We start from the raw sequence: 14,293 nt of genomic DNA, 5'->3' as shown, positions 1-14,293 counted from the left end.
ACTACCTGTTGCGAGGCGATCACACCGCTGTCAGCAATACGATCGTAAAGCTATTTGCCATCATGGCGAGCCAGAAGTGATTACTATCGATAAAAGTGGGGTGCTAATACCGCAACTTTGGCTACGCTCAGCGCCGACAAACCCGATGAGGAAGCGATTACCGTCAGGCACAGACCGTGTTGGCGGGCATTGAGCTGGTACAATAATATAAAGAGGCGTATGCCACTCAACAGTGGACATACGCCATTTCTACATAACGGTTACTTATATTGCTAACGCTCATTTACAGTAAGAATTTAATTTCATTACCCAAGATATCACTGATATCTTCATGCATTTTTGTCGTTGTATGCATGTTATCCCAGAAAATAAATGCTCCATTACTATTTTTACACTCGTCTTTAGGTGATGCACCTGCAATATAATCAAGACTGGAATCTCTCAGATTCAGACAAGTATCTTTAGCGTTTACATAATTAAAACTTGCAGGGTTTTTGATTATTTTATCAAAAGCTGCATTTAAATCTGGCATAATCCATTTGACATCAGGGTAGGTTGATTTTAAAGAGTTTATTAACAAGTTTAGTTTCGTATTAAACTCAATGGATTTATTTTTTAATTTATCTCTTTCGGACTGGCTCCAGTTCTTAACCGCAGGGATAGTTGAGAAATCAGGGAGAGTAAATATCGCAACCTGCTTGGCACCCAGATTTTTCAATCGAACTAAAGCGGTTTTATAGTTATTAACAATATCATCAGGTAGTTTGTTTCCCGTGATAAAATCATTGCCGCCAAACATAGCAAGAAAAAGAGTTTGACCAATATCATATCCATTAGATTTCTTCATATAAGACTCAAATGAGTCTAATTGCTGACTAAATCCTGAGAATATAAGATTACTGCCACTCTCTGCATTGCCCGTTGCCCATGTGTAGCCAGGCACCTTGATATGCTTTTTACTCAGGTATTCATGCCAAACAAGTCCGTTTGAAAAATGCCCTAAAAACCATGTATTACTATTTGGCACTGTTCCATAAGAACCGTTATAAACATTAATCGTATCAGATAAACTATCGCCGAAAACAACCATTCTATCCAGTTTCGCTTTGCCAACTTCGATTGAGGGAATATTACTCCCTTCATTCCAGAATGAGTAATAATAAGATAGAGTGTAATCAGATGCGTAAGGTATTAAATCACTATAGTTAATGTCTTTCTTATTTAATGTATTAATGCAAACATTTTTTATTTCTTGGTGGCTGGCTTTTGTATAAAACATATTAGCTAGAATGGCGCTGGAATACCAATGACCATTAACTGTAGCATAATTATTGGCTGTATTACCCGCTCGCCCCCATTCCCAGGATGAAGTTGCATCAAACTTTTTATCTTTGTTTTTCCTATAGACACACTTTATATAGGTATAGGTTTCACTGTTCCTCGCAGAATGTTGCATGCTCCTTTCAGGTGGAATATTTGTTTCTGAAATTGAACTCGTTTCTTTCACTGCATAAGCTGAAATGCAAAAAACATATAAAAATAAAGCCAGAGGTATTTTATTCATTTTTACTTTCCTTTTCTAATTAACTTAATATAAAGCTGCGAAAATGCAGCTTTATATAGATTAAATTATTTATTTCATTGTTTTTGGTGATAAGAAACACAAATATTTGCAGCTTGACCGACTAGTTCACTTCGATCGCTGGCAATAAAAATACCAGAAATATAGTGCCCCTCGAGCGCAAACTTTCTGTAGTTTGTTGAATAGCGTTGACCAACAGTTAAGGTACGTCCGTCGCTTAGGGTAAATTTGGCTTCGTCAATAGCACCATTACCCCAGGTTTCTATTGTCTCAATGACACCCCCATTGAGGTCAATTGAACTATATTCGCCGGTAACAGTTCCTTGTTGATACTTATTACCATTTTCAAAGATAACTTCTAACCCACCTACCCGTAAAGCGCCTCCGATACGTCGAATAAAACCTTTAACTGACTTTATTTGGTTTATACGGCCATTTACTAATTTTGGCTTAAATGGCTCCGGCATATTAATTTCGTCTTTTAATGCAAGAATTCGTGCCTGACTGGTTGGCCAGCCAAAGAAGGTCGAATAACTCAGTGTTTTTAAATACAGTCCCTTTGTATTGCTTCCATTTTTCTGGATATTTTGAATGATCTCGGTGTACTCCAAACCATGCACCCGACAGTAGCCATGCACATACATAACATTGTTAGCTACAGTATTTGGTGCAGAGTCGTTGTATTGGATCTCTAATTCTGTATCGTAAATCTCTTGAATATAACTCTCGACATGTTTAACCAATAGATCAATATTTCGCTGAAGTTGCCCAACTTCATTACTGTTCAGTCCAATATCGTCTTTACGTTCAATGCCCATAGTCCAGTACATTATTTGCATTAAAGCTGTTGCTGAATACATCGGCAAAATGTGATAGTTAGTTTTGTGATCAAAAGTAGTAAACTTGCGTTGTACACTATCCAAATGTACCGATACGCTCATAAATAGACTTTTGGCTTCAGGTGTACCAGGATGATCTTGCAAAGCTGCAACTACGGAGGCAATCTTCCCTTTAAGTTCGGCAATATCACCCAATAGAATGCCTTTAATAGCTTTAAGCACATTCTCCTCAATAAGTTGCTGTACCCGTCCCAAAATTTCCTGCCAGATATCCCTCTCTTGGTCTTTCCAAAAGAAACCAATAATAGAGGATAAGTAATCACCGACATAAGGAATGAATGATATGCCTTTAAGCACTGCTTGCTTAAGAATTGCTGATGAGTCCCAGTCGAATTCAAAGGCTGAAGTAGCATATACATTGTAAGGAACAATGGCTGCTGTATTGCTATATTCTGTAATGTTATTCATTTAATATACCTTTAGTTAAAGTTTAAAATAAAAGATAATGTCGTATTTTCTAAGAAATTAATTTATTAATGACAATAAGTGGCCTCACTTCTGCATGAACAGAAGTCAAAAACTAATAGTAAGTATTTGGCCTTCACTGTTGCGAAGGTGAGACCAGTTAATGTTTTATTTTCCTTCTTGATAAAAATAAATTATCTTAGAACAAGGCGGTATTTATTTTTCCTCCGCGGTAACATATGCTTTACGGCTTGTGTTGTTAATCAGAACAACCTTACTGTAATATAGTGAATTAGATGGTGAAACTAATAACTTAGAATCACCAACATTGACGTCAATAGATGTATACAAGAACCATTGACTTGTAAAACTGTGCGACCAATAGTATTGAGCTGTAATGACATTTGCAGCGCCATCATTAGTGATCATTACATTCCGACGACTTTCAGGAATAATTGGTGTGCTGCGATAAAGAACCTCGGTACTTGAGTTAGGAGCAACCTCAGTTGGCACTCTGGCTCTGGCCTGCGCTGCGTTCAATGTTAAATTCTCGGTATCAGCCTCAGTTGGGTTTTTAACGTCTACTTCATTTGAATCAGTATTAATAGTGATAGTTACCTTGTTCATATTTTACATCCTCTTTGTTGTACCAACCATAGTGTTGGTGCCAGAAGAATACTCAACATATCACTTATTAAAAAATCAATTTTAGGTTAAAAGCAATGTTATTAGTATTTATATGTTTTTATTTTAATTATTTATTATGTATTTTTCCTTATTTCTATATCACTTTTAATTATAAATTAGGCATAATTCTGTGGGGTGATTTTTTATTACAGTTAGTCGCAAGTTAACCAGTTACTGACAGTGTTGACTTAATTAGTTGATAGAACATCTTGCTATAATCTAATGTGGGCTGCTTTACTCTAATTGGCACAGATAAAACCCCCATAAATAGCCAATGGGCTTCACGCTGAGATTATATTACTGGGTTTACTTTCTGAAATAAATGCAATGAAAAATATAATGTTGATTGCAAATAGGGGCATTGTTGGCTCATGATTATTACGCCTCCAACACTAACTATAGACGGGAAAAATAGTCTGGATAATCGCCTCTGTGTTCAACATCGAATGGTGGCGCATCGCTTCTTTCAAAAATAGAGCGAGGAATAAGCTCGGAAGGATAGTTATTTTGGTTCAATGAGTTCGCGCTGCAACCGGGTAACATCAACAGACTGATTAGCGGGCGTCAAAGCGGCACGAGTTTTTTGACGGAGTAAATCATTGTCTGTCTCGAGTTCAGTTTGGCTTTGAGCTTGTTTAGTTATGACAAAAGCTAAATTTTCAGTCTGACTTTTTAGTTGTAAAAGCCGGTTATTTAATAAGCTATTTTGCATTTTCAGTTGCTTATTATCTTGTTGAACTTTGTTATAAGCTCGCTGCTGATAGCATGTCCATAATATACATACAAGTAGTATGACTAGAAATAGTCCGATGCTATACATTTTTGAAATAGGTAATATCATGGGTAGCTCTTTCGTGAGAGTTCAAAATGTGGGCCATCCTTTAACGTCTTCCAATCTCCACCCCATACTATGAGGATATTTAATTTTTCTGCGGAAATTTTCATTGCATCTGCAACTACTTTAAATGCACTCCAGTTATCCCACGGAATAGATTGATTTATCCATGGGGCCAGATCTACAGCATGTCCAGTTAAATGACGGCTATTTAACGTTTGGCTTTTATCGGTTAGTACCATTTGGCGTTGACGTGAAATATCACGGACGCCTTCAATGACACAAAAATCTATATCTGTAATCTCAAGTGCCAAATTCACAATGTCAATAAGGTGGGGATGAACGCCCCGTAAATTATTCTTACTGATGTGGCTAAGAATGAAGTTACTCATTTTACCTCCCTGAAGGATTGAAGAAACGACGCCATATATAGCTCAGAGCTGTGCTGCCCATGGCACCAAACAATCCGGAAAATATGAATGTCATGTAATAGCTAGCACCGCTTTCAAAACTCAATAATCCACCTAATAAACCGGTGAAACTCGATATTATTACTTGGCTAATTACAGCCATCCAACTCCATTTACAGCGGGTTCCTTGTTTATCCATTAGATATCTCACCACCCCTCCCCAGGCAGATAGGACACCGATGATTACCCACGTAATAACTTGTGTTTCTGCTGGGGGCTTTAGTGACATGATGTATCTCCATTTATTAGCCATGCTCAATGGCTGATTTTGAATATCTGTTCATTATATTTCACCATAAAAATCAGTATAAATAATGATCTTAACCTGTAACTGGAGTGGTTTATTTCACTTCAGCGCATGGGCCAAATAATAATCAGACCCATGTCTATATATAAGCGTATATTTCTGGATTTATTCTTAGCCCATGCCGAATGGATAAATCTAACTCCTTTTATCATAGTTGCTTTATGTTAATTTCTCGTGCTTATTGGATTTCAAATAATAGATTGCAATCTCGATACTATCCAAGTCATTTGCAATTATTTATGTTTATCGTATTTGTTATTTGTGATCATCTTTGGTTATAATTTAGTCTGTCGTTATTGCCAGTGCCTTAAGATTGCTTACCGGCTAACTAACCAAGATTATATGGCGTCATTTTTGTTAATATTCAGTAGTGACTTGAGCAATAAGCACAGAATTCCATTATTTGTTGTGATAATGGTTATCGCGTCTCGATGTACTTTACAACGTCCGCCACTATTCATAGAAATAGATATCTGGATAGCATCCCCTATGGCGGATAATTTACTTCTTAGCCGATAGGTTAACTGTGAGACATTGCCTTTAACTATAGTATTCTCTCTTCCACTCCAGACATGAGTTATAATTTCATCTATAGGTATGTTATTGTTTTTTCTCTTACTTAGTAGCAATTCGAGCATTAAAAATTCCTTTTCCGTTAACATAATTTTCTTATTATTATAATGCAACGATTTTTGTGCTCCATCGATAAACAAGATTTTCATTATCATTCTCCATATGAGTGAATCATCTATTAACTAAAGATGATAATTCATGGAATGATTAATTAACATGCTAAATTATATTTGAATTTTATTTTTTGAACAAAGTAACAGAACGTGTGATTGGTAATTCTTTCTATTTTTTTGTTATTGTAATCTTGGGTGTTATATTTTTAATTTTTAGAGTTTGGAATGCATCATTAACGTAATTTTTCTGTCGCGATGACACTCCGCGTCAGGTAAGAAATGCCGTTGATTTTAATTGGAATTCTCTCACTAAGAACATTGCTAGCGTGATTATTCATACGAAATACTTAAATCCTCCATTCGTTTAGCTCTGGTTTAAGTTTGACGTGAAAATTAAACTACTACGTATTTGTAGATTTTGTCGCATTAACAGAGCGAGGTCGGCAAAATGGCACTGCCTATTTTTCAAGCGGCCAACAGGTAACATTGTTCTGCCGATAACAATATGTCATCAGCAGGATGATGAGGTTGTTCTTTGCATATCATCTGTACCAGCTCAATACTGCGCTCTGTCATCATATCTTCCAGGTTGTGTAAACTCAGTAAGTAAACTTGATACCAGCGGACACACTGAGCAATAATATCGGCGGGATTATGTAGGCGGAAAAGGCGTTCTGGATCAGGAAAATGGGCAGGTAACATCACAAAAAAAACAGCATGTTACCTAGCAACGCCTTAATGCGACAGAGCCTGCTATATCCCATTCGCTATCATCGGGCTAAATTTTCACTAAATTGATTGGGACTTTGATAGATAAAGTCGGCGATGATGATAAGTACTCACTATCTTGCTGACTTACCGCTATTAATGCAACACAGCCGTATAACCCTCAATTCGTACTTTTTTGAATAATTAATAAAAGCATTTATTTTTAGTAAAACAATTCAACTTTATATGAATTGTAATCATTTGTTTTAATTGAATATTAAAAATTAAATTTGAATAAAGAAAAATAAACGCGATCTACCTTGCATTTTATATTTACCAGCTATAATTAATTTTGCATGACTACTTAGCGAATTATTCATCATGCATGTTCCTTTGTTGGTTAATTCTTCTGAAATATTACGAAGGTGGATGTCCGTATTTTTTAATTTAATATTAAATTAATTCATCGGCTATGTTCAGTTAAATGACGATTAAGTCCAATTACGTGGAAAATTATCTATGAAAGCAAGTAGTAATAAAGTTGTCGAACAGTTTGATTCCGCGATGGCTCGGAGTGGTTATAATGCAGTAAGCGAGTTTTTTCAGTATCATGCGCGTGGTGAAAACTTAGTGATTAACGGTAAGCCTTCTTACTCCAATGAAGATGCTGGATTACAAATTACTCGCACTGATCAAACGTGGAATGGTAAATACGTTTTTGATCAGCCGGTAAAGCTGACTTATTCATTTTTAGATAGTGTTACTCGAATTCCGGGGGGGGATAAGGGTTTTGTTAAATTTAACCCTGCACAAATTGCCACTGCTAAATTATCATTACAGTCATGGTCAGATGCTGCCAATATTACATTCACAGAAATCACTCCCAGCCAAAAAGCTAATGTTACATTTGGCAATTTTACACTTTCTCATGACGGGTCACTGGCTGATTCACAGGCTTATGCACTTTTGCCTGGCAGTGGGAGTTCATCTGGTTCTACCTGGTACAATTATAACGTTGATAACATACGTCACCCGGATACCATGGAATATGGACGGCAAACACTAACCCATGAAATAGGACATGCTCTGGGACTTAGCCATCCCGGTAATTATAATGCTGGAGAGGGAACACCGACTTATAAAGATGTGACTTATGCGGAAGATACCCGTCAGTTCAGTATTATGAGTTATTGGAATGAAAAAAATACCGGAGGCGATAACAAAGGGCATTATGCTGCTGCACCGATGTTGGATGATATTGCTGCTATTCAGCACTTGTACGGAGCGAATATGACGACCCGCACCGGTGATACCATCTATGGTTTTCATTCCAATACCCATCGTGATTATTACACTGCTGCAGACAGCAGTAAGGCATTAATTTTTTCGGTCTGGGATGCCGATGGTAACGATACCTTTGATTTTTCCGGTTATAGCAATGACCAACGTATTAACTTGCATGAGGGATCCTTCACTGATGTCGGTGGTCTGAAGGGCAACGTTTCTATTGCGGCCGGTGTGACTATCGAAAATGCGATTGGTGGTTCAGGTAACGATATCATCGTGGGTAACGACGCTCGTAATACCTTAATGGGGGGCGATGGTAATGATATCTTGTTCGGCGATGGCGGTGCTGATGTGTTGTGGGGCGGGGCCGGTAAAGATATTTTTGTATTTGGTAAAGTTAGTGACTCCACCCCACAAGTTGCTGATTGGATTATGGATTTTGAACGTGGCATTGACAAGATTGATCTTTCAGCTTTCAATTTTGCCAACAGTGGCGGCTTCCATTTTGTTAATAGTTTCAGTGGTAAAGCAGGCGAAGCTATGCTGACTTATGATGCTGGAAGCAATGTTAGCGATCTAGCATTAAATAATGTGGCAGGCGACCATTCATTCTCCGATTTTTTAGTGAAAATAATTGGGCAGCCAGCACAAGAAACAGATTTTATTGTCTGATAACCTATATTTATGAAACAAAAATAACGTCTAATGAATTTTGTTAGACGTTATTAGTAAATAAACCCAGTAATGATGAGGTTATATAATGATATTGGCTGTGCTTTATGCACGTAATCAGATGTTTTGGTTTTATTGATTTTAATTACCATTCCTTGATTTTAATAATTCAAAGCATATAATTAGAATGCATCGTGATGATCCGATAATTATTTCTCACCTATTAATTAGCTGGAAAATTATTTTATATCATAAGTATATTTTTATGTAATGCCACTACAAAGGATATGACATGGATTCACTTTATTACATGGGGAAAACATCCATCCATTAATTAATGTGGGCTGTCGACGTGGTGGTAAATTTAACTAATTACAAGGAACTTGACGTTGAAATCAATCAATAAAATAGCTAATGATCAGATCGATAACACTATTAGCCAGAGTGGTTATGGTGCTGTCATTGATTTATTCCGTGACTCAGTTCGAGGCGATGGTTTTACTACGTCAAGTGGAAAGGTTAGTTTTGATTTAGGTAAGTCGGCTCTGCAGTTAAACCGTAGCGAACTAAATTGGAATGGAAAAACGACCTTAGGGCACGATGTTGATCTAAATTATTCATTCCTCGATTTACAGTCTCAAAAATCGAATGATGTTCACGGGTTTATTAAATTCAATCCTGAGCAAGTGACACAAACTAAATTTTCACTGCAATCCTGGTCTGATGTCGCTAATATCCACTTCACCGAAGTAGGGCCAACCGAAAAAGCCAATATTACATTGGGCAACTATTCGTTAACGGCTGATGGGCAGCTGGCGGGAGGGCAGGCATATACCAGTTCCAGTTACACTTCTGGTCCTAACGGAAGAATTGCTGATACCAGCACTTGGTATAATTACAATATGGATAATATCCGAGAGCCAGAGAAAATGGAGTATGGCCGCTTGACTCTGGCGCACGAATTGGGACATGCACTTGGTCTGAGTCACCCTGCGAATTATAACGCCGGACAGGGTAATACTTTTGCCAAGGATGCGGTTTATGGTGAAGATACTCGTCAGTTCAGTATCATGAGTTACTGGGATGCTTGGCAATCCGGGGCTGACCATCAGGGGCACTACGCGTCAACGCCACTAGTGGATGATATTTTTGCAATTCAGCGTCTTTACGGTGCGAATATGGATACTCGCACGGAAGATAATATCTATGGTTTCAACTCCAACACTCAGCGTGACTCTTTTACCCTGACAGATAGCAGTGATCAGAAAGTATTCTCTGTGTGGGATGCGGGTGGCATTGATACCTTTGATTTCTCAGGCTATAGCGTTGATCAACGTATCAATCTGGAAGAAGCTGCTTTTTCTGATGTTGGGGGATTAAAAGCTAATGTTTCAATCGCCGCCAACGTGACGATTGAGAATGCCATTGGTGGTTCTGGTAATGATGTTCTGGTGGGTAATGGAGCAGATAACGAACTACATGGTGGTGCAGGTAATGATGTTCTGTTCGGCGGCGGCGGTGCAGATAAACTTTGGGGGGGCAGCGGTAGCGATATTTTCGTATTCGGCCGGACCACGGATTCTTCACCAAGTGCGCCAGACTGGATCATGGATTTTGAGGGCGGTATAGATAAAATCGATTTATCCGTTTTTAATACTGGCAGTGGTGGTATTCACTTTGTTGATCATTTTAGCGGTTCTGCCGGTGAAGCATTATTAACTTATGATCCGCAGACTAATATCAGCGATTTGGCATTAAATGTTGATGGCGAGCAATTATTACCTGATTTCCTTGTGAAAATTGTGGGTCAGCCAACTCAGACAACTGATTTTATTGTTTGATGTGATTGCTATCCAACGTCTGGTTGATTTAATCAGACGTTTTTATCACATATTACAGAAGTAGGAATTAAAAAACTCACAACCGTGTTGGAGATGAAAATAGCATATAAATCAAGAATAATGAGTTTTATAGTTGTATGTAGAGTGGGTTAATTATTGCTGAACGCCTCTTTATATTATGAATTATGGAACAGTCTGATATAAAGATAGCGTTTATCTTATAGGGCTGTGCTGATAAAAGTAAACCAGCGTCCGGGTGATAAGCCAAGCACTGTTTATAAAGGAGTATTTATAGTGAAGAGGTCATTACGTAAACCTTATCGGACACTGTTTGGTGCCATATTGGCGATATCAACTTTAATGAGTTCAGGAGCGATTATGGCGAGCAGTCTGGTGCTACCGAATGCCAGTGATTTAAGTGGTCAATGGCAATTACAGTTAAATAGCTCTGTTGTGAAAGTCTGCGGCATTGAGCTGAAATCCACGGTAATTAAACCCAACTTGACCTGGCATGCCAGCGGGGAATCCTCCTGCCTTAAACAGTTACTGGGTAGTGCTCCGCAGGGCTGGCGTCCAACGCCGGACGGCATTACTTTAACTGATGGGACTGGTAATGCATTGGCATTTTTTGAACGAGCACAAGAAGGTTATGAAATGACTTTGCCGGATAATACCGGAGTGGTCACATTGCGCCGTATACCGAATTAACGCCCATCTACCTCATCTAATGACTTTATTTCTTTCCTTGAGCGGTAAAGTCATAAACATAATATTTCGCTTGTCAGAAAACCATTAAAGGAAAGATATGGTTTCTCATTCAATTCCTAATTATGACCGATTGCGAGAAGCGCTGGGTGCATGTCGGCAGAGTTTCTACGGTGTGGGTGTATTCAGTGCCATTATTAATATACTGATGTTGGCACCTTCCTTGTATATGTTGCAGGTGTATGACCGGGTTTTGGCTTCGGGTAATGAGATGACATTGCTGATGCTAACATTGCTCATGGTTGGCTTATGTTTTTTTATGGGAGCGCTAGAGTGGGTGCGTAGCCTGGTGGTTATCCGTCTTGGTACCCGACTGGATTTGCGTCTCAATCAACAGGTTTTCAATGCGGCTTTTGAGCGTAACTTGCGCGATGGTGATGCTAAAGCAGGGCAGGCGTTAACGGATTTAACTCAATTACGCCAGTTTGTCACCGGTAACGCTCTGTTTGCCTTCTTCGATGCTCCTTGGTTTCCGTTATTTCTCGCTGTGGTTTTCCTATTACATCCGTGGCTGGGTCTGCTGGCGTTGGGCGGTGCTATTTTTCTGATCATCCTCACTTGGTTAAACCAACGTGTTACCCACCACCCATTGGCGCAAGCCAATAAGCTGTCAATGCAAGCAACCCATCAGGCCAATACGCATTTACGCAATGCGGAAGTGATTGAAGCGATGGGAATGTTAGGCAATATGCGTAAGCGCTGGTTAGCGCAGCACTATGGTTTTATCCGCCAGCAGAATCTGGCGAGTGAACGCTCTGCTGCTGTGACTGCTTTATCGAAAAGCTCGCGCATTGTTTTACAATCTTTGATGCTAGGTTTGGGAGCATTACTGGCGGTAAATGGTGAGATTACCGCGGGTATGATGATCGCCGGATCGATTTTGGTCGGGCGAGTGCTTAGTCCTATCGACCAGTTAATTGGGGTCTGGAAGCAATGGGTTGCAGCACGTCAAGCCTGGAACCGCTTGCATTTACTGTTACACAATCATCCCCATCGTGAAGACAGCATGACCTTGCCACCACCGACAGGTGATCTGAGTGTTGAACACATCACTTTTCGTCCCAATACCAATCAACCTCCACGTTTGCATAATATTCATTTTTCTCTTAATGCGGGGGAAACGCTGGGGATTTTGGGTGCTTCCGGCTCAGGAAAATCTACTTTGGCACGCTTGTTAGTTGCAGTACAAGCGCCGAGTCAAGGAACTGTGCGACTGGATTCAGCCGACATGAATCAGTTAGATAAAGAGGTATCGGGTGCATATATCGGCTACCTTCCACAAGATATTCAATTATTCAGCGGTACTCTGGCAGAGAACATTGCCCGATTCGGTACCACTGACAGTGAGAAAGTGGTTGCCGCTGCAAAGTTAGCCGGGGTTCATGAGCTGATCCTCTCGCTGCCTCAAGGTTATGACACGGAGCTTGGTGAGAGTGGTGCGGGTCTGTCGGGCGGTCAACGCCAACGGATAGCGCTGGCAAGAGCAGTATATGGTGATCCTTGTTTTCTGGTGCTGGATGAGCCGAATGCCAGTCTGGATACAGCCGGGGATCGTGCCCTGTTGACGGCACTGGATGCGCTACAAAAACGCGGTTGTACCTTGGTGCTGATCACTCATCGTCCTGCGTTGACCGCTCGTGCCCATAAGTTATTGATCCTGAACCAGGGGCAACAACAGCGATTTGGTCCGGCAGGCGAAGTGATGGCCGAGCTACAGCGGCTAAATGCGTCCAATCAGCCTGAACTAAAGCGCGCTGCGCAAACAACAGGCATTCCGGGTTGAGTGGGAATAAGAAGAGAAGCAAGTCATATGTCCGAGCACAATAAAAAAACGGAACAGGCATTTTTGCAGGAAATACAACGCAGTGAGAATCGGGCATTGTATTGGGGATGGGGGTTGGTATTGGCCGGTTTTGGCGGTTTTATCCTTTGGGCTCTATTGGCCCCGTTGGATAAAGGGGTTCCGATTACGGGTACTGTGGTGGTTTCTGGCAACCGAAAAGCCATTCAGCACCCCGAAGGCGGTATTGTTGACCACATTATGGTTCATGATGGCGACAGGGTCGTTGCCGGTGAAGTGCTACTGACTTTAAATGCTGTCAGGGCACGCTCCGCCAGTGATGGACTAACATCGCAGTACTATCAGTTGTTGGCCAACGAAGCTCGTTTACTGGCCGAGCAAAAGGGGGATAAACAGTTGGTAGAGACGCCTCGTTTACAACAGGTGAAGCGGCAGACTGGTATGGATGAAATGCTGGCCTTACAACAACTACTACTTGATAGCCGCCAGCAGGCATTACAGTTGGAAAGTGATGGATTACGCGCCAATATTGCCGGTTTACAGGCCGCGATGGGGGCGCAGAAGCAAGTTCTTGGTAGCAAGAATAGCCAAAAGCAAGCATTGTCCCAACAGTTGGACGGATTGAAATCGTTAGCGGATGAGAACTATGTCCCGCGCAATAAAATGCTGGAAAGTAAGCAGCTTTATGCGCAGCTTAATGGCGAAATAGCGCAAATTGTCGGCGAAATCAAACGGGTTGAACGGGAAATACAGGAACAGAATTTCCGTATCCAACTGCGTCAACAAGAATATCGAAAAGAGGTCAACACCCAGATGGCGGAAGTGCAATCCACCATAACTGAAGTGTTCAGCCAGTTGGAAAAAGCGAATTTCGATCTGGCAAATATACAAATGCGGTCGCCGGTAGCCGGTACAGTGGTGGAGATGAAAGTCTTTACCGAAGGGGGTGTTATTGCTGCGGGCCAGTCCCTAATGGAAATTTTGCCTGATGATCAGCCGCTCTTTGTGGATGCGCGAGTACCGGTAGAAATGGTGGATAAAATCCACTCTGGCTTAGCGGTGGAATTGCAGTTCACAGCGTTTAATCAGAGCACTACGCCGAAAGTAGAAGGGACAGTAAAATTGTTGTCGGCTGACCGGATATTAGATGAAAGAACGCAAGAGCCTTATTACAGTTTACGGGTAGAAGTCAGTGAGGCGGCGCGGCAGAAGTTGGATCACTTAGAAATCAAGCCTGGTATGCCGGTTCAAGGATTTGTCCGTACTGGTGAACGCTCAATGATTAATTATCTATTTAAGCCATTGATGGATCGCCTGCACATAGCATTAACGGAAGAGTAGGGAGCAT

12 protein-coding genes and 1 pseudogene are annotated in these 14,293 nt (G+C 40.4%); 5 read left to right on the top strand and 8 right to left on the bottom strand.

Annotation, left to right across the window (positions count from 1 at the left end; all coding sequences use genetic code 11):
* Positions 1-283: 283 nt before the first annotated feature.
* From A6J67_RS19620 to A6J67_RS23995, 8 genes and pseudogenes are all read right to left on the bottom strand, one after another.
* On the bottom strand, positions 284-1,564 hold the full coding sequence (locus A6J67_RS19620) for an SGNH/GDSL hydrolase family protein (RefSeq protein WP_005182577.1): 1,281 nt from the start codon (positions 1,562-1,564) through the stop codon (positions 284-286).
* Positions 1,565-1,638: 74 nt separating this feature from the next.
* On the bottom strand, positions 1,639-2,889 hold the full coding sequence (locus A6J67_RS19615; protein ID WP_080608328.1) for an insecticidal delta-endotoxin Cry8Ea1 family protein: 1,251 nt from the start codon (positions 2,887-2,889) through the stop codon (positions 1,639-1,641).
* Between the two features lie 213 nt (positions 2,890-3,102).
* Positions 3,103-3,513, bottom strand: coding sequence for a hypothetical protein (locus A6J67_RS19610; protein ID WP_042569345.1), 411 nt, complete (start codon positions 3,511-3,513; stop codon positions 3,103-3,105).
* Between the two features lie 562 nt (positions 3,514-4,075).
* Complete coding sequence (locus tag A6J67_RS23335; RefSeq protein ID WP_125461928.1) at positions 4,076-4,285, bottom strand: hypothetical protein; 210 nt, start codon at positions 4,283-4,285, stop codon at positions 4,076-4,078.
* Between the two features lie 125 nt (positions 4,286-4,410).
* Positions 4,411-4,800: a M15 family metallopeptidase gene (locus A6J67_RS19600; protein ID WP_032905696.1), complete on the bottom strand. Its 390-nt coding sequence runs from the start codon at positions 4,798-4,800 to the stop codon at positions 4,411-4,413.
* Between the two features lies 1 nt (position 4,801).
* Positions 4,802-5,107, bottom strand: coding sequence for a phage holin family protein (locus A6J67_RS19595; protein WP_032905698.1), 306 nt, complete (start codon positions 5,105-5,107; stop codon positions 4,802-4,804).
* Between the two features lie 416 nt (positions 5,108-5,523).
* Positions 5,524-5,907: a winged helix-turn-helix domain-containing protein gene (locus A6J67_RS19590; protein ID WP_032905700.1), complete on the bottom strand. Its 384-nt coding sequence runs from the start codon at positions 5,905-5,907 to the stop codon at positions 5,524-5,526.
* Between the two features lie 522 nt (positions 5,908-6,429).
* Positions 6,430-6,560 (bottom strand): annotated as a pseudogene (locus tag A6J67_RS23995) (IS6 family transposase); the annotation flags it as partial.
* A gap of 538 nt (positions 6,561-7,098) precedes the next feature.
* Between A6J67_RS23995 and A6J67_RS19580 the strand changes: the two are divergent.
* From A6J67_RS19580 to A6J67_RS19560, 5 genes are all read left to right on the top strand, one after another.
* Positions 7,099-8,538 (top strand): serralysin family metalloprotease, encoded by a 1,440-nt coding sequence (locus A6J67_RS19580; RefSeq protein ID WP_050297884.1) that lies wholly within the window; start codon positions 7,099-7,101, stop codon positions 8,536-8,538.
* 383 nt (positions 8,539-8,921) lie between these two features.
* The gene (locus A6J67_RS19575; RefSeq protein WP_005182588.1) at positions 8,922-10,379 is read left to right on the top strand and encodes a serralysin family metalloprotease; all 1,458 of its coding nucleotides are present in this window, start codon (positions 8,922-8,924) and stop codon (positions 10,377-10,379) included.
* Between the two features lie 294 nt (positions 10,380-10,673).
* Positions 10,674-11,087, top strand: coding sequence for a protease inhibitor Inh/omp19 family protein (locus A6J67_RS19570; protein WP_226967856.1), 414 nt, complete (start codon positions 10,674-10,676; stop codon positions 11,085-11,087).
* A gap of 97 nt (positions 11,088-11,184) precedes the next feature.
* The gene (locus A6J67_RS19565; RefSeq protein WP_050074818.1) at positions 11,185-12,927 is read left to right on the top strand and encodes a type I secretion system permease/ATPase; all 1,743 of its coding nucleotides are present in this window, start codon (positions 11,185-11,187) and stop codon (positions 12,925-12,927) included.
* 27 nt (positions 12,928-12,954) lie between these two features.
* A complete protein-coding gene (locus A6J67_RS19560) occupies positions 12,955-14,286 on the top strand; it encodes an HlyD family type I secretion periplasmic adaptor subunit (RefSeq protein ID WP_050288777.1) in 1,332 nt (443 codons plus the stop codon).
* The last annotated feature ends 7 nt before the right edge of the window (positions 14,287-14,293 follow it).

Source organism: Yersinia sp. FDAARGOS_228, assembly GCF_002073315.2.
Classification (GTDB): Bacteria; Pseudomonadota; Gammaproteobacteria; order Enterobacterales; family Enterobacteriaceae; genus Yersinia; species Yersinia intermedia.
Note: the sequence above shows the minus strand (reverse complement) of the source record. Positions and strands in the feature narration are given on the sequence as shown.